The following is a 21,437-nucleotide window of genomic DNA, read 5'->3' on the forward strand; positions in this document are numbered from 1 at the left end:
TTTCTACTCTCTTACAACAAATGCACCTGCAAATGCACCACTTGCAGCAAAATCCCTTGCTTCATCTTCACTTCTAAAGCCTGTTAAGAAAACGCGATTTAATCCATCCACTGAGCTTGTGCGTATAGTAGAGCTATAAGTTCTATAAGTTTTATATCTTGCTGCTATCGTTTGTGCTCCAGCTGGGTTTTTAAAGGCTCCAATTTGAACCATGAAATTTCCACCTTCATAAATTTGTCCATTATTTGCAATCTCTCCACTATTTCCATAGTTTACATTAGAATGTACAATATTATTACCCGAATTACTTGATCCAAACCCTATAACCTCAAGCCTTACTGGAGCTGTTCCTGAAGCAATCATATCAATTTGACTGGCAGCTCCTTTTGATAAATCTATAATACGATTATTCACAAAAGGACCTCTATCATTTACACGAACGGTAACTTGACGATTGTTATTTAGATTGGTTACTTTTAAGATGGTATTCATAGGTAAAGTTTTATGAGCTGCGGTTAAAGCATTTTGATTATAGGTTTCACCATTAGAAGTTTTCTTGCCGTGAAAGCCTGGCCCATACCAACTCGCAATACCATCAGCAGTTTCGCCTACTGCTACAACAGTAGGATAATAAGTTTTGCCGTTGATAGTATAAGGCTTCATCGTTCCTTTAGTCCCTGAAGAACTAGGACTACTTTTAAAATCATTTGAAGGATAATACACTTGAGCATTATCCAAGCTAGAAAAAAAACTAGTGCCTAAACAACCACTAAAAAATAAAGCCCCCAAACTAACGGCTGACAACTTTAGTGTAATTGTTTTTATTCGCATTTTTATTCTCCTTGATTGGTATAATTAATTTTTGATTAATGCTAAGATGATTTTTTGCTATTTTATTGAATTCTCGAATTTCATCAACACTTATATTATAATTTTTTGCTATTTTATATAAAGAGTCACCAGACTTAACAATATAAGTTCTTGTCATAGGTATAGTTGTATCAACCTTCGCAAGTTTTTCTGCTTTAAAATTTTTATCAAAAAATGCTACTTTATTAAGTGGTATATACATATAATACCCTTTACCAGGAGGCGTAAAATTATGTTTAAATTGTGGATTATATTTCTTAAAAGTTGCAAGATCCATATTTAAATTTTTAGCTATTTCTTTTAAAGATGCAGAAGAAGGCACATCAACTTTTGCGAATTCGTTGCTTAAAGCATAATTCATTAAAGACGCATCTTTATCTAGTAAAAAATCCCTATCATTGGCTAAAAAAGCAAGCGTTAAAATTTTTCTTATAAAATTTCTAGTTTCTAAAGAAAGATATTTCTTATCAGGGTTCAATAAAACACTTAAATCATCACTTCCTGCTTGTTTGATAGCTTGTCTTAGTTTACCATTTCCGCAATTATAAGCTAAAAGCGCTAAATACCATTTGCCAAATTCTTCTTTTAACTCTTTTAAATAATTTGTAGCGGCATAAGTTGACTTGACCGGATCACGCCTTTCATCAACATAAGCATCAATTCTTAAACCCAAATTTCTAGCTGTTGGTTGCATAAATTGCCAAACCCCTACAGCCTTGGCATTAGAAACACTATGAGTTTTCAAGCCTGATTCAACCATAGCTAGATACAAAATCTCATCAGGAACTTCCTGCTGGGCTAAAATTTTTCTTATCATAGGAGTAACTTTTGAAAAATTTTGCATACTATCTATTAAAGTTTGAGCGTGTTTTGATTTTATATCTTGTTGAGTTTGCACAAAAATCAAATCACTAATAAAACTTGGATTAATATCCAAATTTCTTAAAACATTCATTTGTCTTTCATAAAATTCAGGAGTATTAATTTGTGCAAAAAGAAAATTAAAACATATTAAAAAACACAATAAAATTTTTTTCATCAATAACCTTTAAAAAATAATTTTTCAGAATTGTTAAAACAAATTTCTAAAAGCTCTTTTCTTGATAATTTCAATACTTCACACATTTTGTTTGCTACAAATTGAGTTAACAAAGGTTCATTTCTTTTACCGCGATAAGGCTCTGGAGTAAGATATGGAGCATCAGTTTCAAGTAGCAGTCTATCTTTTGGAATTTTAGGTAAAATTTCAACTAATTTCTTAGCATTTTTAAAAGTTAAAACTCCTCCAATACCAAAATAAAATCCCTCTTCAAAAAGAGTTAGCAAATGCTCGCTTGCATTAAAGCAGTGTAAAACTCCTCCTACAAGATCCTTAGAATACCCATGTAAAATCTCATAAGTATCATGATTTGCTTCTCTTGAGTGGATGATAACAGGTTTTTTAAATTCAATAGCAAGTTCAAGCTGTGCGATAAAAATCTTTTTTTGATTTTCTTTTTCTTTTTGAATTTCTTCAGCAAGATCACTTTTAAAACGAAAATAATCAAGCCCACATTCACCTACAGCTACACACTTTTCATCGCATAAATATTGCCTTAAAATTTTCTCATCATAATTATCAATTTCATAAGGATGCACCCCTGCTGCAAAAAAAATATTTTTATATTTATGAGCAATTGTAGCCGCATAGGGCAAATCTTTTATATCAGCACCAGGTATGATGATTTTCTCTATACCATTTTTAAAAGCACGATTTAAAGTTTCATCTAAATCATCTTTAAATGCTTCACTGTCTAGATGGCAATGCGTATCAACAATCCTTAAACCATCTTGAAAATCAAGATTTAAGAACATACTTCAACTCTATCCTTGCCATTATCTTTTGCTTGAGACAATATTTTACTCGCTTTATTAACCAAAGAATCAATCTTATCTCCACTTTTTCCAAAAACCACGCCTATAGAAGCTGTAAAAAAGACTTCATCTAAATTAACCAAAACACCAGCCTTTTTTATATTTACTCGTATACGAGAAAAGATTTTAATCGCTCTTTCTTGGGATATATTTTTAAGTAAAATACAAATTTTTTCTGCACTATATCTACCTACAAGATCTCTTCCTTTAGTTTCATTAACTATTTCATTAGCACAGATTTTAATTACTTCATCACCAACTTCACGGCCGTATTCATCGTTAATCATTTGAAGATTATCTATATCTAAGAAAGCAAAAGCAAATTCCTCGTCTTTTGTCGCTATTTCATTAAAATAATCATCTATTCCATCGATTAAGGCATTATAATTTTTAACCCCAGATACAGGATCTAAAACATTATAAGTGCTTAAAAATTTTTTATCATCCATATAAGATAAACAACGATCTAAGCGACAATTAAAGCTTTCTTTGCTTAAAGGCTTGAATAAATACTCATTAACTCCATTTTTAAAAGAATTTGCTTCAAATGAATCATTATGATCCCCCAAAAGAATCACACCTAATTCATCATCGCTAAAACGCTCTCTTACTTGAGTTAAAAGCTCAAAACCACTAATTACTGGCATATTGACATCTGCTATAATAAGCTTAACATCATTATTATCATTTAAATAACTCATTGCTTCTTCACCATGAGCTGCAGCTAAAACATTAAATTGTCTTTGAGTAAGTATTTTTTTAATTTCATTACGTTCAGGTAGCTTGCTCATAGCTAAAATCACTTTAGTTTTTGCATATTGATTAAGTTTTATAATAGAACTAATAATCTCATCAATGCAAGTTTCACTTTCTTTAAAAATATAATCTAATATATCTTTATCCATAAATTTTTCTTTAGTAGCCTTATCACCACTAGCCGTAAGAACAATAGCAGGAATTTTCTTTTCTATAACATAATCCACAACTTCACCATTTGGGGCATCTGGCAAACATAAATCCACAAAAGCTAAAAAATAATTATTATTCATTAACTCCTTAGCTTCAGCAAAACCAAAAGCAATATCTACCTCATAATTTAAAGTCATTTGAATTTTTTTAGCCAAAAGTTTGCCGAGCATTTTATTATCATCAATAATTAAAATTTTCTTATTCATAGTGTGTAAAATACCTTTATATCTAAAAATTTTTTAATATATTTATTTCAAAAGAAAGGAAATCTTATAGTTATATATTCTAACATAGCAAAATAAAAAATCCGCTTAATTCTTAAACAAGGTCTTAGCAAATTCGATTGCTTCATCACTAACAAGCTCTCCACTTACCATCCTAGCAAGCTCTTTAATTCTTTCTTCTTGATCGAGCTTTTTTACCTTACTTTCTTCGCCATTTTTTTCAACTAAAAAATGATTATGTGCCTTAGAGGAAAGTTGAGGCAAATGAGAAATAGCAAAAATTTGATAAAACTTAGAAAGCTCCTCTAAAACCTTGGCTATACTCATAGCCTCTTTTCCGCTTAAATTTGCATCGATTTCATCTAAAAATAATATCCCTTTACCTGCATTTAAAATTTTACATTCTGTGGCTATAAAAGCAAGTCTTAAGCGATTTAATTCACCTGAACTTAAATTTTTTAAATGAGCTAAATTAATATCTAGCATTATCTCATCTTTGCCTAAAATTGAAATTTTTCCACTTTCTTTAAGCGTCAAACTTGCATCTTTCATATAAAGTTCTTTAAGATAATTATTTAAACATTTTTCTAATTTTTTAAGGTTTTTCTTTCTTGTTTGAGTTAAAATTTGTGCTTTTTCTTCTAATTTTTGTTTTAATTCTTGAATTTTTTTTTCAAGTTCTTTTTTTTCAAAACTTAAATTTTCATAATGTTCTAGTTCATGTTTTTTTTGTTTTAAAACTTCTAAAGCATTTTCTATGCTTTCATAACGCTTGATGAGATAGGATAAATTTTCAATGCGATCTAAAAGTGTCTCCACATCAAAATCCAAATCTTCCATTTTTTGATTTTCACAAATCACACGCAATTCATTTAAACATTCACTAAAAAAACTCGCATCAACTTCGCTTAAATTTAAAGCTTCAATAACAACTTTTTCAAGCTCAAAAATACGCTCTGCCTTACTCCAAGCTTCTTCTAATTTATCTTTTTTAGAAAGCTTCTTTTTAAGTATTAAAAGCTCTTCATACTCGCCTATTTTAGGATTAATGCTTGAAATTTTTTCAATTTGTACTCTAGCTAATTCTTTTAATTCTTCTACTTTTTTTTCTTCTTCTAAAATTGCATTAAGCTCATTAGAAATTTGACTATAAGCATTAAAATCTTTTTTAAAATCTTCCAAAAAGGAAACAAAATTTGTATTTTCTTGCATTTCCAAGGCATCTAAGAGATTTAAAAATTTTTCATTTCCAAATTCGTTATTTTCCTTTGCGCTTAAATACTTAATAAAAGTTTTACTTAAATTTTGCAAACTTTTTTTCGCTATGCTTTGATTGTTAATAAAATATTTTGTGTTTTTTTCTTTTAAAAGCTTAAAAACATTCTCCTCTTCACTTTCTATGCCAAAACTTTCTAAATCTAACTTATCATCTAGTTCTATTTCGACAATTTTAGCCTCACTTTCACTCAAAGAAAATGCGGATAAAATTCCTTTAAACAAGACCGATTTTCCAGCTCCACTTAACCCTGTAAAAACGGTAAGTCCTTTAGAAATTTCAAGCTCAGCCTTTTTAAAACCAAGATTTTCTTTCATAAAAATTCTATTTATCATCAATTTCCCCAGTGTAATTTTTCTTTTAAAATTTGAAAATAATCTCTATTTTTTGGGTGAATTAAAGCCACATTTTTATCACTTAAACCCACTTTTATACTTTTAAAATTATTTACTTTATAATTTTCTTGCCCATCAATGCAAAGTATGCAATCCTTTGCCATAATCTCTATTTCAAAACCTTTTGGCAAGACAATAGGGCGTTGTGTTAAAGAATGAGAACAAACAGGAGTTAAGATAAAAGCTTGAGCTAAAGTGTAAACTATGGGCCCATTTGCACTTAAATTATAAGCTGTTGAACCCGCAGGAGTTGCAACAATAAGCCCATCTCCAAAATATTCATTAAATTTCTTTTCTTTTCTAAAAACTTCTATATGAGCCATAGAAGCTTGATTATTTTTACTGATAACCACATCATTAAAAGCCAATTTTTCTAAAATTTTTCCTTGCTTATCTTCTAAAAAAACACTTAACAAATAAGGCTTTTCTATTCTAAATTCTCCTTGAAAAAAAGCTTGAAAAAAATTTTCAGCTTCATCAACTTTAAAATCTGTTAAAAAACCTAAATGTCCAGCATGAATTCCTAAAACTGCTTTATCGTATTCACAAGCTTTACGGCATAAAGAAATCAAAGTCCCATCTCCACCTAAAGAAATAACAAAATCAGATATTTTAAACAAATCATCCAATCCATACTTTGGCAAATCTAAAATTTCAGAACTTTCTTTAAACAATACAAGTTCAACTTTATATATAGATAAAATCGATTGAAGTTTTAAAATTTCCTTATCTAAACTCACATTGGGTCGTGTAACAAGTCCAATTTTTTTAATATTTTTATGATCTATTTTATTTTGCATAAAAAATTATATCAAATCTTAGCAAAGCAAAAGAATAAAAATACTATAATTTTGCTCATTATCTTAAAAAATCTTTTTCAAGGAATAAATTTGCGAAGTCATTATAATACAGACTTGGGAATTTCCCATGTTGGTCAAAGCGTTAAACTTTGCGGTTGGGTAAATAGCTACCGCGATCATGGTGGAGTTATTTTTATAGATTTAAGAGATAGAAGTGGTATTATCCAACTTGTTTGCGATCCAAATGATAGTAAAGAAGCTCATGAAATCGCTTCCAATGCAAGAAATGAATTTGTACTTATTACAGAAGGTACTATTCGTCCACGTGGTGAAGGACTTGTAAATCCTAAATTAAAAACAGGAGAAATCGAAGTAGTTGTTTCTAAACTTACCATAGAAAATGAAAGTGCCGTGCCTCCTTTTGCTATCGCTGATGAAAGTGTAAATGAAGAATTACGTTTAAAATATCGCTTTTTAGATTTAAGAAATCCTAAACTTTATGAAAATTTTGCCCTGCGTTCTAAAGCTTGTATAGCAGCTAGAAATTCTTTGGCAAATATGGGATTTTTAGAAGTTGAAACCCCTATTCTTACCAAAGCTACCCCTGAAGGCGCAAGAGATTATCTCGTACCTTCTCGTGTGCATCAGGGTGAATTTTACGCTCTTCCACAAAGCCCTCAGCTTTTCAAACAACTTTTAATGTGTAGCGGTTTTGATCGTTATTTTCAAATCGCAAAATGTTTTAGAGATGAAGATTTAAGAGCTGATCGCCAACCTGAATTCACACAAATTGATATTGAAATGAGTTTTTGTGAACAAAAAGATGTGATCAATGTAGCCGAAACTTTTTTAAAAGATATTTTCAAAGCTTGCGGCAAAGAAATTCAAACCCCTTTTAGACAAATGCAATACAAAGACGCTATGGAGAATTATGGCTCTGATAAGCCGGATTTAAGATTTGATCTTAAATTTATTGATGTTATTGATATTTTCGCTAAGTCAAATAATGAAATTTTTGCAAATATCGCCAAAGATACAAAGAAAAATCGCATCAAAGCCATACGCGTTCCAAAAGGCGATACTATTTTTTCAAAAAGACAAATGCAAAGATTTGAAGAATTTGTGCGTAAATTTGGCGCTCAGGGCTTAGCTTTCATACAAGTTAAAGAAGATGGACTTAAAGGTCCACTTTGCAAATTCTTTAGCGAAGAAGATTTAAATGAACTCAGCAAACGCTGTGAGCTTGGAATAGGAGATGTGGTATTTTTCGGTGCAGGAGCTAAAAAAACCGTGCTTGATTATATGGGAAGATTTAGAATTTTCTTAGCCAACGAGTTAAATCTTATAGATCCAAATGCCTTAGAATTCTTATGGGTTGTTGATTTTCCTATGTTTGAGCAAAATGATGACGGAAGTTATTCTGCGATGCACCATCCTTTTACTATGCCAAAAAATATCAATGAGACTGATTTAGAAGAAATTTCATCTATCGCTTATGATGTAGTACTAAACGGCGTTGAGCTAGGTGGAGGTAGTATAAGAATCCATAAAAACGATATTCAGCAAAAAGTATTTAAACTTTTAAATATCAATGAAGAACAACAAAAAGAAAAATTTGGCTTCTTGCTTGATGCTTTAAGTTTTGGCGCTCCACCACATGGAGGTATCGCTATAGGACTTGATAGACTCATCATGCTAGTTACAGGAGCAAACAGCATAAGAGAGGTTATAGCCTTTCCAAAAACCCAAAGAGCGCAATGCTTAATGACAGATGCACCATCACCTGCTAACAATGAAGCAATGAGAGAATTAGGAATCAAATTAAGGGAGAATATAAAATGAAAGAATTGTTTTTAATCATAGGTGCACCAGGTAGTGGAAAAACTACCGATGCTAGTTTAATCGCACAAGCAGATGCGACAAATATCACACACTATTCAACAGGTGATCTTTTAAGAGCTGAAGTAGCAAGTGGGAGTGAGCTTGGAAAAACTATAGATAGTTTTATATCCAAAGGCAATCTTGTTCCTTTAGATGTTGTTGTAAATACTATAGTTTGCGCACTAAAAGCTGCTCCAACTAAAACTATCATCATCGATGGCTATCCAAGAAGCGTAGAACAAATGATGGAATTTGACAAGGTTTTAAGTGAGCAAAATGAAATTTGTCTTAAAGGCGTCATAGAAGTAAGAGTAAGCGAAGAAGTTGCCAAAGAAAGAGTTCTAGGCAGAAATCGTGGTGCAGATGATAATGAAGAAGTGTTTTACAATAGAATGAAAGTTTATACAGAACCTTTAAATGAAATTTTAGATTTTTATCAAAAGAAAAAACTTCATTTTATTATCGATGGAGAGCGCACTATCGAACCTATCGTTGCAGATATGAAAGAACTGATTAAAAAAATTCAAAGTATATAAGGAGAAAAAATGGATTTAAGCAAAATCAAAATCGGAGATATTCCAAATAAAATCAATGCCGTAATCGAAATTCCATACGGCTCAAACATAAAATATGAAATCGATAAAGATAGTGGTGCTATCATGGTAGATCGCGTTATGGCTAGCGCGATGTTTTACCCAGCAAACTATGGTTTTATTGCCAATACTTTGGCTGATGATGGTGATCCTGTGGATATTTTAGTACTTAATGAATATCCTATCCAAGCTGGAGCTGTGATTCCTTGCCGCTTAATCGGTGTTTTAATCATGGAAGATGAAAGCGGAATGGATGAAAAACTTCTTGCGGTTCCAAATTCAAAAATAGATGCAAGATATGATAATATAAAAACTTACACAGATTTACCACAAGCAACTTTAAATAAAATCAAAAATTTCTTTGAAACTTATAAAATTTTAGAGCCAAACAAATGGGTTAAAGTACAAGATTTCAAAGATGAAAAAGCTGCAATTGAAATTTTAGAAAAAGCAATCAAAAACTACAAATAGTCCTAGCCCTTCAAAGGGCTAAACTCAAGGAAAACTCACAATGAAAAATATCGTTTTAGGTGGTGGTTGTTTTTGGTGTGTTGAAGCTGTATTTGAACGCCTAAAAGGTGTAATTGATACTGAAGTTGGATATAGCGGAGGAAATCCAAATCCTAGCTATGAAAGCGTGTGTAATGGTGATGGTAACATAGAAGTTGTCAAAATAAATTACGATGAAAAACAAATCTCTCTTCTTGAAATCTTAACGCTCTTTTTTAAAATTCATGATCCAACAAGTATAGATAAACAAGGTGGAGATATTGGTATGCAATATCGCTCAATAATCTTTTACGAAAATGAAGAAGATAAAATTTTAGCTCAAAATTTTATCGAAGAACAGCAAAAAATATTTAGCAAAAAAATAGTTACTAAAATTTCAAGATTGCAAACTTACTACAAAGCTGAAAACTATCATCAACATTATTTTATAAATAATCCCAATCAAGGATATTGTCAAGCTGTAATAGCTCCAAAACTGCAAAAAATACAATCAGACTAATTTCATCTTTTTAAGGTTAAAAAAATTTCAACTTTATTCACAGCCTTTTCACGCTGTGATTTTCTTTTCAAAGTGCTTAAAAATAGAACTTTAAGCTTTAAAATAAAGAAAAAATTATTTATTGTTTTTTAAGTTTTTTTATGAATTTGTATTTAAATGTGAATAATTTTATTAATTAACATAATTTCCTAAGTTTAGCTATAAAAAATCCATCATAGTTTAAGCTTGGTAAAATCCGTCTGCATTTTGAAATTTCAGCAAATTCTTCACTTTGCCCTGCTTTAGCCTCAACATTTTCCAAATCAATATCTAAAAGCTCTAATTTAAACTCGCTTTTTAAAGCATTCTCTATCACTTCTTCATTTTCTTCCTTGGTAAAGGTGCAAGTACTATATACAAGCTCTCCGCCTATTTTTAATGCCTTTAAAGCAGAATGTAGAAGTTTTTTTTGAGTTTTTGCAATATTTTTGATTTCTTTATAACTTTTTTCCAAATCAAAACCTATTTTAGCAAAAGTTGAACAAGGCGCATCAAGTAAGATTTTATCAAATTTTAAAGGACATAAATTGCCTATATTTTTACCATCTTTCATAAAAACTTTAGCATTCACGCCGTAATTTTTAAGATTTTTTTGCAAAATAAAAAATCTATCCCTACTCATCTCATTGCAAGCTAAATAACCTGTATTTTGCATAAAATTTGCAAGATTGATACTTTTGCCACCCGGAGCTGCACACATATCAAGAACACTTTGCCCTGCTTTGACCTCTAAATTTAAAGCACACAAATAAGAAGAATAATTTTGTATATAAAAGTACCCCTCATTAAAAACTTTCATAGAACTTAAGATAGCTTTATCTTTAGCGTCAAACAAATAACAATAAGCATTAATCTTTTTAAATTTTAAATTTTGTTTTAAAAATTCTTTTTCTAATTCTTCAATGCTAATTTTTAAAGTATTTGCAAATACACAAACATTTTTTTCTTGAGTAAAAGAAGATAAAATATTTTGCATTTCATCTTTGGTATAAAGTTTTTCTATTCTAGAGAGCAAAATAATCCTTTATCATGATAAAAGCAGCCAAAGAGTCTAATTTACCATCTTTTTTGCGTGTATTGGCTACACCGTATCCTAAAGCTTCTTTACTTGTTCCACTTTCATCCACAAAGCAAATTTCTTTATCAAATTCAAGCAAAGAAACAAAATGCTTAATGCGTCTTGTCATTTCTTCTTCACTTGACCCACCCTTAGGAATACCTACAATGAGTAAAGAAATTTCATGTATTTTAAGTAAATTTTTGATTTCATTAGCGGCTTGATTGCGATTTTTTCTTAAAACTGCGTCTAAAGGCAAAGCGATCTTTTTATCTACGCAAAGCGCTACACCTATGCGTTTTAAACCTACATCTAAAGCCAAAGCTCTCATACTAAAACCCTTATAAAAAGCCCTTCTATGGAAATTTTTCCCTCAAGTTCGTATTCATAAACTTTTTGTCCATAAATTTTTAAAGCCTCATCAACACTCACACCTTTTTTACAAAACTCTAAAAACTCATCTTGATTTGTATCTATACTTGCAAACTCGCTTACAAATTCTTTAAAATCACAGATTAACTTTGCTTTATTTTCCTTTAAAAGCAAATTAGTCCCTGTGCTTTCTCCTAGTCTTTGCGGTAAAACATATAAAGGTTTATTAAGCTCTAAAGCAAGCCTTGCACTTTGCATAGAACCACTTTTTATATCTGCTTGTGCAACCACAACAGCCTTACTTAAAGCAATAACCAAACGATTTCTTAGTAAAAAATCATAATTTTTTGGCAAATAATCATTTTCGTATTCACTTAAAGCTAAAGCATTTTCATAAATTTGTTTAATGATTTTTTCATTAGTTCTTGGGTAAATTTGTTCCAAACCATTGGCAAAAATACCTATAGTATTTGGCATAGCCGCCATACTTGCGGTGATATCCACACCCAAAGCACCGCCACTTACCACGCAAAGATGAGCATTTTTAAGCATACTCGCTAAGGAAAAAACACAATTTTTCGTATAAACACTCATACGCCTTGAACCTATAATAGCGATTTTATCTTGTTTTAATAAAGATAAATTTCCTTTATAGTGTAATTTTTTAGGAGGCTTTTTTAAATCTTGAAAAAGCTCTAAAAATTCATCAGGCAAAATTTCACTTGCCATAAATTTCACTCAAATACACAAGATCAACGCCTTTTAACAAATCCTTACTTTGCTCTAAGGCTTTAAAAGTATTTTTCCTAGGATGTCCTATGGCTATAACAAAACCTTTTTTTTGTGCAAGTTTTACTGCGCTTTGAAGTTGTTTTTTAACATAATTAACATCATCTTCATTATCCAAAAACACATCTCTTTGTATATAAGGCATACTGAGTTCTTTAGCGATTTTATTTGCCTTAGAATTTCCTATAGTTTTAGAATCTACAAAAAATATATTTTGATTTTTTAAAGCCTCGTAAAGCTTTCTCATAGCTTCTTCATTGCTTGTAAATAAACTTCCTGTGTGATTATTGATATATCTTAAATCCTTAAAATCTTTTTTAATTTGCTTGATTTTTTTAAAAATTCTTTCTTTGCTATCATTTGGATTTAAAGTATCAAGCTCGGGTTTATTGTAATTAATCGCTGCTAAAGGTAAATGCACCATATAAAAATCAAATTTTAAAGCAAGTTTTGGCGTTTCGCTATGGTTTTTATCTGGCGGAAAAAAAGAAGGATTTAACTTTAAATTTAAAGCTTTTAAACCTCTAACCTGACTTGCATTTGCCATATCATCGATAATAATAGCAAGTTTTGGTTTTTTAGAAATTTTATTTAAATGAATATCTTCATCAAAAGTTAAATTTTGATCTTGGGTTAAATTTGTATCTTTTGGAATAAAATTTTGTTCTAAACTCTGATTTTGCTCTAAACTTAAATTCTGCTCCACGCTGCTTAAATTTTGCTCATTTAAACTTGTATTTAAATCATCAATTTCTTGAATTTTTTGCTCTAAAATACTTACAGATTTATTATTATCAAACTCATTCTCTTGAAAAATACCAATTTCATAATGATCTTTGTTTAATGAAATTAAATCTTCTTGTTTATCAACAAAATAATCCAGCTTAACAGAAGAAACATCTTGGGAATTTTGATATTTTACTAAAATTCCCAAAGCTAAAGCTATACAAAGTAAAAAAAGTATAGCTATGATTAAATAACGCTGAATTTGAACTAATTTTTTCTTTGACAATGTTTAGTTCTTATCTTTATCTACTAATTTTTTAGCACTGATCCAAGGCATCATAGCACGCAAATTGCGTCCTGTTTTTTCTATCAAAGAATCATTCATATTTTTGCGTTCTGCATGCATTCTAGCAAAACCTGCACGGCGTTCTAAGATAAAATCTTTTGCAAAAACACCATTTTGTATATCTTTTAAAACACCTTTCATCGCTTTTTTAGTCTCTTCAGTAATAATCTTTGGCCCTGTAATGTAATCGCCGTATTCTGCAGTATTTGAGATAGAATAACGCATATCTGCAATACCACCTTGATAAATCAAATCCACAATGAGTTTCATTTCATGCAAACACTCAAAATAAGCCATTTCAGGTTCATAACCTGCTTCAACCAAAGTCTCAAAACCTGCTTGAATCAAAGCGCTAAGTCCACCACAAAGCACGGCTTGTTCACCAAAAAGATCTGTTTCTGTTTCGGCTTTAAAGGTTGTTTCTATAATACCTGTGCGTCCGCCCCCAATCGCACTCGCATAACTTAAGGCTAAATTTTTAGCATTTTTACTTTCATCTTGATGAATAGCTATCAAGCAAGGAGTTCCACCTCCTAAAGTAAATTCATTTCTTACTGTATGTCCTGGTGCTTTAGGTGCTATCATAATAACATCTACACCTTTTGGAACAACAATTTGACCATAGTGGATATTAAAACCGTGCGCAAAAGCTATAGCCTTACCTTCACTTAAATTTGGTTTTATTTCGACATTAAAAATATCTGCTTGAATTTCATCAGGAGCTAAAATCATAATCACATCTGCTGTCTTAGAAGCCTCACTTACACTCATTACTTCAAAACCAGCATTTTTTGCTTTAACAACACTTACACTACCTTCGCGAAGTCCGATAATTACATTTACGCCATTATCTCTTAAATTCATCGCATGAGCGTGTCCTTGAGAGCCAAAGCCTATAATTGCTACTTTTTTTGATTTGATTAAATTTAAATCACAATCTTTATCATAATATACCGTAATAGCCATATTCACTCCTTAAAAATTCAAAAATTAAAGGTATTATTATAGCAATTAAAGTATAAATTTCATATTTTTTTTATAAACTTTATGTAAGAATTTTACAAAAAATCATAAAGTATTAAAAGTGAAAGAATTTTTAAACAGTCTTAGTTATGGCATTAGCTCTCACGAAGTAAGCAATGAATTTAAACAAATTTTAAGAGAGCTTTTAGCCAATCACATCATCAAAGAACACAAAAACAAATACTATCTTAACAATGGTTTTGCCTTTGGAGTACTTGATATTTCGAGTAAAGGCACAGGTTTTTTACAATGCTTTGATGAAAGTTTCAAAAAAGATCTTTTGATAGAAAACAAAAACCTAAAAGGCGCAAACTATAAAGATATAGTCGCAGTAAAACTTCTACCTTTAAAGAAAAAACGCCCCAGTGCAAAGGTGATTTTGGTTCTAAAAAGAGCCAATGAAACCTCTTTAGTGATCACCAAAAGGTACGGCGAAGCCGTGCTTGGAATGAATATCAAAACAGGATTAAGCACTGCCTTAAAAGCTTCTCAAAAATCCTTAAAAGCACTACCTTTAGGGACAATTTTAAAAATAGAAAATGAAAATAACAATATCATAGAAGTTTTAGGACATATCGATGATGAAAGCGTAGATGAAAAAATCTCCTTAGCTCTTTTTAATAAAAATAACGAATTTAGCGACGCTTGTATCAAAGAAGCTCTAGCAAACGGTGATAGCGTTGATGCGAGTATGTATGAAAATCGCATGGATTTAAGAGCCTTGCCTTTTTGCACCATAGATCCTATACATGCAAAAGATTTTGATGATGCGATTTATTTTGACACTCAAAAACGAGAAATTTATGTAGCTATTGCTGATGTTAGCGAATATGTTTATGCTTATAGCGCTATAGATAAAGAAGCAAGAAATCGTGGATTTTCTATTTATTTTCCACATATTGCTATACCTATGTTACCGCATCCTTTAAGTGAAAATATCTGTTCTTTAAAACCTCATTTAGATCGCTTAGCGTATTGTTTTAAAATCACGCTCAATCATGAAAATAAAGTCATAAAAGAAGAACTTTTTGAAGGTATTATCAACTCAAAACGCCGTTTTAATTACGATGAAGTTGATGAAATTTTGGTACAAAAACCTGATTTAAAAGAACTTTCATGGCTTTATGAGCTTTTTGAAATCACAAAAAATTTACGCAAAATGCGTCTTAAAAATGCCTTTGAATTTCGCACCGAAGAATTAAGAATGAATTTAGATGAAAATTTAAGTCTAAAAAGCACAGTTTTTGAAAAAGACACGCCTTCGCATAATTTGATCGAAGATTGTATGCTTTTGGCCAATAAAGCGGCAGCAAAACTCATAGATATAGGTATTTTTAGAAATCACTTAAGTGCTGATACAAGAAAAATCGATAAACTTTTAAATGAATTACGCGAACTCGGAATCGATGTAAATTTTAAGCCCAATCTTCCTGAACTCATACGAGACATACAAGCTTTAGCCGATGAGTTAAATTTAAGAGCAGAAGTAGATAAACTCATCATCAAAGCACAAAAAAAAGCGGAATACTCTAGCGTAAATGCGGGACATTTTGGCTTAGGTTTTGATAAATACTCACATTTTACAAGCCCTATAAGAAGGTATTCTGATCTTATTTTGCACAGACTTTTAAAAGCCAAACAAAAAAACGATGAAAAACTTTTTAATTATCTGCTTTTAAACATAGAAAGCACTTGCGAGAGTCTTAGTACGCTTGAAAGAGAGGCGGATAAGGTTGCTTTTGATTTTATGGATAGAAAATTTGCTAGATGGGCAGCTAAAAATATAGGCAAAAAATTTAAAGCTTTAGTTGTGCAAAATGATGGAGTTTGCATAGCCAAACTAGATGATGAAATCAAAGGAGCGGATATAATCCTTTATGATACGCGTGTAAATTTACTAGAAAGTGTTGAAGTGCAAATCATGGAAGCGGATATAGTTATGGCAAAAATTTATGCTAAAATCACCCAAAGACTTATAAAGGAAGAAAATGTATAGAAAAGAGCTCCAAACCCTACTTTCTAAAGACTCAATGCCTAATTTTTTCTTTCTTTATGGAGCAGATAATTTTCAAAGTGAACTTTATGCTGAATTTATAAAAGAAAAATATAAGCCCGATGAAACTTTAAAACTTTTTTTTGAAGAATACAACTTCACTCATGCAAGTGATTTTTTAAGCACAGGATCGCTTTTTAGCGAAAAAAAATTACTAGAAATCAAAACTTCTAAAAAAATTCCAATAAAAGATCTTAAAATTTTAGTCGAACTTTGCAAAAACAATGCGAACAATTTCTTTCTTTTAGAACTTTATGATGAAAGTTCAAAGCAAAGCGACATAGAAAAAATTTTCTCTCCTCATTTTGTAAGATTTTTTAAAGCTAACGGAGCTAAAGAAGGCGTGGAGCTTTTAAGCATAAAAGCAAAACAACTAAGGGTTGAAATCACTCAAAATGCTTTGTTTACCCTTTTTACAAGTTTTGATGAAAACTTGTATCTTGCTGCGAGTGAGCTTAATAAATTTAGTAGTTTAAGAGTAGATGAAAAAACCATAGAACAATACTGCTATAGTTTAAATACAGGAAGTTTTGAAAGCTTTTTTGAGAAAATTTTAAAAAAACAAGACTTTAAAAGCGAACTTGAAAAAATTTTAGATAATTTTAATGAAATTGCTTTAATCAACTCTTTATATAATTCTTTTTATCGTTTATTTAAAATCGCACTTTATGCTAAAATCAATGGCAAAATTGATTTTAAAGAGCTTTTAGGCTACACTCCACCCCCTCAAGTGGGACAAAATTTAAGCTCTCAAGCCTTTAGTTTAAAAATCGAACAATATAAAGAAATTTTCACTCTTTTGCTTAAATGCGAATACGAGCTTAAAACCAATTCTAAACTCATAAAAAAAGAATTTTTAATTTCAAATTTGCTTAAACTTGCAAGGATTTTGAAAAGCTAGATTTATACTTGGTAAAAATAAATATTACTTATCTTTCATCTTGAAAACTTACAAATTCATCAAAACTACTAAGGAATTTATCATTTATATTAAAGTTCTTGTTTATAAAAAATGGTAAAGATTGAAGAGTTATTTTTTTATCATCCTTAGTGGTTATTATTTTTCCTTTTAAAGTCTCTAAGAATTCTTCCTTCCAAGCATCTTTTGCTATTGCTAAATGCTCCCCTTTTGTTTCTATAAAACATTGTATACTTAAAAAATTATCATCATCTTTATTTTTCTTACCAAAGAAAATAAAATCAGGTTCAAATCCCATAGCATAAGTTGCTTCATCTTTTCTATTATCGTAAATTTTAAATTCTTCAAAGCCTTCATTTCTTATAACAAACCATTTAGAAAACACTTTATTGATTTCATCTTTTTTCACTTCTATAAAATTTAAAAATTCTTTTTCTAAATTACTATCAAAACAAAAAGTTTTGTGATAAAGCCACTCAAAATTCATTTCCTTAAAATTCTCTTTATTTTTAAATACTACCTTATTACCTATATTAAATTCATGAGTTATAAACTCACTTACTTCGTATTCTTGTTTTATGTTTTGCTTGAGCGATTTAAAATTTTCTAAAATATATTTGGCTATTTCAAGATTATTTATTTGATTAAATTCTTGTCGTTTTGAAAAACAAACAACTATGTTTTTTAAACAATTTTCTATAAAATCTTTTTTACTTTTAAAAGTAAAATTTTCATTGATTTTATTAAAATCAAGTCCTAATATATTCATAGCTTTTAAAAAATATATATTATCTATATGATTAAGAGCAGATGGTTTTTGAAGATCATATTCTTCTTTGATTTCTTCAAATTTCTCCTCACTTTCTTTTATAGAATTTGAAAAATAAGGAATTTGCAAACCTTTTATTTTTTGCTCCATCTCAATTCTTGTAATGTAAAAATTTTTCAAATCACGCTTTTTGATTCTTTTATTATTGGCATAATAAATTTTATTATTTTCAACGATCTCTTTTATTTTTTCATTGACTATTAAATCTATGCGTGTTTTTTCCTCTTCAAATAACAATCCTTCTTTATTCATGCTTTCATTGAGTTGCTTGATAAACTCAACATCGTTTCTAGTATGATAAGTTAATCTTTCTAAAGTATTTAACTCATTTTCAAGATCGCTATCATACTTTCTTTTAAATTTAAGCTCATCATCAAAATCAAATAAATTGCCTTTAAAAGGATAATATCTAGCACCTCTTCCTATAAGTTGTGCTTCCTTTGTGGTTATTGTTTTGCTTGCCTTTTTATTTCCAAGCCTAACTATATCAAAAAGATTTAAAACATCCCAACCTTCATTAAGTTTATCAACACAAAAAATAACTCTTATTTGATTATCTTTTTCTTCTAAGCTATTAAGTAAAATTTGATTTTTTTCTAGCTCTTTATCATCATTTGTGTTTAACATATAAAGCGTTTTAAAATTATTTTTCAAAAAATTTACAATAGTTTTTGCATAAGTATTTTGATATTCTTTTTTAAAAAACTCTAAGCTTTTATTTAAAAGATCGCTTTCTTTGTTTATATTTTTATAAAAATCTTCTATATGCAAGCTTTCTAAATTATCTATAAAATCTATAAATTTTTCTTGATTTTGCATAGATTCTTTTATAGATTCACTCTTAAATAAAACAACAGGCTTTAATACGATATTATATTTTTGAGCCAACAACTCTCTATAAAGACTACAAAGTACTGCTCCTAAAAATCTATGTTCTAAACTATCATTATCATACTTAACTAAAAATATACGCTTAGAATATCCCTCTTTGCAAAATTCCCTTAAGGTGTATTCGTAAATAATTTTATCTTGATATTTCTCCAAAACATTAAATTCTTGCGGAATAGTAGCACTAAATTCAAACAATAAATTTTCATTATTGCTTTCATAAGCTCTTTTTATAATAGCTTCCCAACCTTCTTTAAGCTCATTTTCGTTTTTGCTTTTAGTATCACTATTTAAATGATGAGCTTCATCAGCTAAAAATACAAGCTTTTTATCTTTTAAATCTTCAAAGCTTAAAGAATTTTCCCTTTCATTTTTAAAAAGAGAAAATAAAGCTTGTATAGTTGTAAAATATATATTAATGCATTCATTTTTGCTTTCAAAAAAATTATTTATAATATTAATTTCTATATTTTTAGAGTCTATATTTATATTTTCTTTAAAAAGATATTTGCTAGAATATTTATTTGCAAAATTTGCTTTAGTTTTTTCTAAAATAGAAGTAGAATTTACAAAAAATATAAAATTTCTATATCCTTTGTTATAACAATCTAGTATTAAAGCCGTCATTATAAGTGTTTTTCCACTTCCTGTTGCCATATTAAACATTAAATGTCTTTGTTTTATGCTATCAGAATTTGCATAATAATACTTTAGAGCTTTTTCTTGATAAATTCTTAATTCTTTTGATAAATTCTCTTTTACGTAAAAAGGAATTTCTATTTGCTCTATACCTCTTTTTCCAAATTCTTCTTGTAAAAGCTCGTGTAGTTTTTTATTAAACATTTTCATCACCATAAAATATTTTATTAAGCTTTATTATTTCTTTAGACAAGGCATAATCTTCATCTTTTATATTACCATATAAAACATAATCCATATTAGAATCTAAAACAAGTTTTAAAATTTCTTTTTTGCTTTCTAAGTCTAAATTTTCAAATTCTTTATCTTTTAAAATTTCATTTATATCTACTCTATAATCTAAAAAAGCTTTAGTTTTTAACTCTTGATAAATATTATCTAGTTCTTTTTCATCATTTAAATTTTGTATTTTTTCTTTATAAATTGCATTAAGTGGCATAAGCTCAGCATAAACAAAATTTCCACCACCTTGCCAATTTATTGCTTTGCTGATACCACCTTGCTCACCTTCTATGACTTTTTTGAGTCTTTCTTTTGTGATAGTTTCTATATAATCCATTTGTTCTATGCCTATCCATTTGCGTTTCATTTTATGAGCAACGGCTAGAGTAGTGCCACTTCCCGCAAAAAAATCCATTACTATGTCGTTTTCATTTGTAGAAATTTCTATAATTCTTTGAAGTAAAGCTTCGGGTTTTTTTGCATTGCTAAATTGAGTATCCCCTTCTTTTGTTAAATTTGTCATTGCGAAAGCAAAATCCCATAAAGTTCCAGCTAATTCTTTTTTAAAAATTTGCTTATCTTTAATTTCTACAACATCTTTTAGCCATGCGAATAAATTTAATTTTTCTCCATTATAAAATTGCTCGTATACAACACCTTTATTTCTTCCACTTTTTGGGGTATATTCTATAGATATAAGATAAGGACTTAAATTTAATTCTTTTAATTTTTCAAGAACTCTCACTCTAATTGAACTTTGTGGCATCGTGGTTCTAAAAATTTTATTTACATAATGATAAAAAATTTCTTTCTCATTCATTTTAAAATCTTTTATCATTTGTCCTATGGATTTTATATCATAATTAATTCTTTCAAAAATTTTAATTTCATTGCCATCACCATCAAGTGTTGTAGCTATTAACTTTTTTTCACCGCCATTGAGTAGAGCCGAAGTATATTTCCAACTAATATTATTTTCTTTACAAAAACTTATATGAGAATACAATTCTCTAGAATCATATACAGATTTAAATTGTTCTAATTTTTCATAACTTTTACCATAAATTAAAATATACTCTATATTTTTCTTAAATCTTTTATCTTCTCCTCCTCCACTTGCTCCTGCAATATTTTTTAATTTAACAGCTATACTATTTACAAAATTATCTCTTCCAAAAATCTCATCCATAAGTACTTTTAAATATGCTTGTTCATTATCATCACATTGCACAAAAATCACACCATCATCTCTTAAAAATTCCCTAGCAATTTCAAGGCGATTTTTCATAAAAGTAAGCCAAGTAGAGTGTTTAAATTTGTCATTATAACCAAAACTATCATTACCTGTATTATAAGGTGGATCAATGTAGATTAATTTTATTTTATTTGCATAAAGCTTTTTTAAAGAATGTAGCACTAGTAAATTATTGCCTTTTATGAGCAAATTTGGATTATTTTTTAAATATTCTTGTAAATTTTTTATTTCACCTATTAGTTCAAAATTCTGCAAAGCTTTTTTATCAAATAACACATCTATTTCATCA

At 29.4% G+C, this 21,437-nt stretch carries 19 protein-coding genes; 6 read left to right on the forward strand and 13 right to left on the reverse strand.

What is annotated here, in order from left to right; all coding sequences use genetic code 11:
* Positions 1–3: 3 nt before the first annotated feature.
* The 6 genes from AJ881_RS06120 to AJ881_RS06145 all read right to left on the reverse strand — a co-directional run bounded on the left by AJ881_RS06120 (position 4) and on the right by AJ881_RS06145 (position 6,448).
* Entirely contained in the window at positions 4–831 is an 828-nt protein-coding gene (locus tag AJ881_RS06120; protein ID WP_053872258.1) for a septal ring lytic transglycosylase RlpA family protein, read from the reverse strand.
* Positions 791–1,909, reverse strand: coding sequence for a lytic transglycosylase domain-containing protein (locus AJ881_RS06125; protein ID WP_052858977.1), 1,119 nt, complete (start codon positions 1,907–1,909; stop codon positions 791–793). Before AJ881_RS06125 ends, AJ881_RS06120 begins: the two co-directional genes overlap by 41 nt.
* Positions 1,909–2,724 (reverse strand): TatD family hydrolase, encoded by an 816-nt coding sequence (locus tag AJ881_RS06130; protein ID WP_002871344.1) that lies wholly within the window; start codon positions 2,722–2,724, stop codon positions 1,909–1,911. The genes AJ881_RS06125 and AJ881_RS06130 overlap by 1 nt, the downstream gene beginning before the upstream one ends.
* A complete protein-coding gene (cbrR, locus tag AJ881_RS06135; RefSeq protein ID WP_070252541.1) occupies positions 2,715–3,959 on the reverse strand; it encodes a bile resistance response regulator CbrR in 1,245 nt (414 codons plus the stop codon). The genes AJ881_RS06130 and cbrR overlap by 10 nt, the downstream gene beginning before the upstream one ends.
* Before the next feature lie 105 nt (positions 3,960–4,064).
* Positions 4,065–5,588: an AAA family ATPase gene (locus AJ881_RS06140; protein WP_070285350.1), complete on the reverse strand. Its 1,524-nt coding sequence runs from the start codon at positions 5,586–5,588 to the stop codon at positions 4,065–4,067.
* Positions 5,588–6,448, reverse strand: a complete 861-nt coding sequence (locus tag AJ881_RS06145) for an NAD(+) kinase (RefSeq protein WP_002871347.1) — start codon at positions 6,446–6,448, stop codon at positions 5,588–5,590. The genes AJ881_RS06140 and AJ881_RS06145 overlap by 1 nt, the downstream gene beginning before the upstream one ends.
* Before the next feature lie 90 nt (positions 6,449–6,538).
* Between AJ881_RS06145 and aspS the strand changes: the two genes are divergently transcribed.
* The 4 genes from aspS to msrA are packed head-to-tail and all read left to right on the forward strand — an operon-like array spanning position 6,539 to position 9,931.
* Positions 6,539–8,290: an aspartate--tRNA ligase gene (gene aspS / locus AJ881_RS06150; RefSeq protein ID WP_070282776.1), complete on the forward strand. Its 1,752-nt coding sequence runs from the start codon at positions 6,539–6,541 to the stop codon at positions 8,288–8,290.
* Complete coding sequence (locus AJ881_RS06155) at positions 8,287–8,865, forward strand: adenylate kinase (protein WP_002855137.1); 579 nt, start codon at positions 8,287–8,289, stop codon at positions 8,863–8,865. Before aspS ends, AJ881_RS06155 begins: the two co-directional genes overlap by 4 nt.
* 9 nt (positions 8,866–8,874) lie before the next feature.
* Positions 8,875–9,393 (forward strand): inorganic diphosphatase, encoded by a 519-nt coding sequence (ppa, locus tag AJ881_RS06160; protein ID WP_002871349.1) that lies wholly within the window; start codon positions 8,875–8,877, stop codon positions 9,391–9,393.
* 40 nt (positions 9,394–9,433) lie between these two features.
* Entirely contained in the window at positions 9,434–9,931 is a 498-nt protein-coding gene (gene msrA / locus AJ881_RS06165; RefSeq protein ID WP_002871350.1) for a peptide-methionine (S)-S-oxide reductase MsrA, read from the forward strand.
* A gap of 175 nt (positions 9,932–10,106) precedes the next feature.
* Here msrA and AJ881_RS06170 read toward each other — a convergent pair whose 3' ends face one another.
* Genes AJ881_RS06170 through ilvC form a run of 5 tightly spaced genes read right to left on the reverse strand, consistent with a single transcriptional unit; the run spans position 10,107 to position 14,226 of the window.
* Positions 10,107–10,946 (reverse strand): RsmB/NOP family class I SAM-dependent RNA methyltransferase, encoded by an 840-nt coding sequence (locus AJ881_RS06170; RefSeq protein WP_079676197.1) that lies wholly within the window; start codon positions 10,944–10,946, stop codon positions 10,107–10,109.
* A gap of 28 nt (positions 10,947–10,974) precedes the next feature.
* A complete protein-coding gene (gene ruvX / locus AJ881_RS06175; protein ID WP_002861336.1) occupies positions 10,975–11,358 on the reverse strand; it encodes a Holliday junction resolvase RuvX in 384 nt (127 codons plus the stop codon).
* Positions 11,355–12,128: a DNA-processing protein DprA gene (locus tag AJ881_RS06180; RefSeq protein WP_070282774.1), complete on the reverse strand. Its 774-nt coding sequence runs from the start codon at positions 12,126–12,128 to the stop codon at positions 11,355–11,357. Before AJ881_RS06180 ends, ruvX begins: the two co-directional genes overlap by 4 nt.
* Positions 12,118–13,200, reverse strand: a complete 1,083-nt coding sequence (locus AJ881_RS06185; RefSeq protein ID WP_070282724.1) for a divergent polysaccharide deacetylase family protein — start codon at positions 13,198–13,200, stop codon at positions 12,118–12,120. Before AJ881_RS06185 ends, AJ881_RS06180 begins: the two co-directional genes overlap by 11 nt.
* A 3-nt stretch (positions 13,201–13,203) precedes the next feature.
* Positions 13,204–14,226, reverse strand: coding sequence for a ketol-acid reductoisomerase (ilvC, locus tag AJ881_RS06190; protein WP_070282722.1), 1,023 nt, complete (start codon positions 14,224–14,226; stop codon positions 13,204–13,206).
* Positions 14,227–14,344: 118 nt separating this feature from the next.
* Between ilvC and AJ881_RS06195 the strand changes: the two genes are divergently transcribed.
* Positions 14,345–16,279: an RNB domain-containing ribonuclease gene (locus tag AJ881_RS06195; RefSeq protein ID WP_070282720.1), complete on the forward strand. Its 1,935-nt coding sequence runs from the start codon at positions 14,345–14,347 to the stop codon at positions 16,277–16,279.
* The gene (gene holA / locus AJ881_RS06200; RefSeq protein WP_070282717.1) at positions 16,272–17,237 is read left to right on the forward strand and encodes a DNA polymerase III subunit delta; all 966 of its coding nucleotides are present in this window, start codon (positions 16,272–16,274) and stop codon (positions 17,235–17,237) included. The genes AJ881_RS06195 and holA overlap by 8 nt, the downstream gene beginning before the upstream one ends.
* Before the next feature lie 28 nt (positions 17,238–17,265).
* Here the strand turns inward: holA and AJ881_RS06205 are convergent, their stop codons facing one another.
* Positions 17,266–19,815 carry a DEAD/DEAH box helicase family protein gene (locus tag AJ881_RS06205; RefSeq protein ID WP_070282715.1) on the reverse strand — a complete coding sequence of 850 codons (2,550 nt, stop codon included), beginning with the start codon at positions 19,813–19,815 and terminating at the stop codon, positions 17,266–17,268.
* Positions 19,808–21,424, reverse strand: a complete 1,617-nt coding sequence (locus AJ881_RS09585; RefSeq protein ID WP_070282713.1) for a site-specific DNA-methyltransferase — start codon at positions 21,422–21,424, stop codon at positions 19,808–19,810. The genes AJ881_RS06205 and AJ881_RS09585 overlap by 8 nt, the downstream gene beginning before the upstream one ends.
* Between the last annotated feature and the right edge of the window lie 13 nt (positions 21,425–21,437).

The organism is Campylobacter sp. BCW_6460 (genome assembly GCF_001762705.1).
GTDB lineage: Bacteria > Campylobacterota > Campylobacteria > Campylobacterales > Campylobacteraceae > Campylobacter_D > Campylobacter_D jejuni.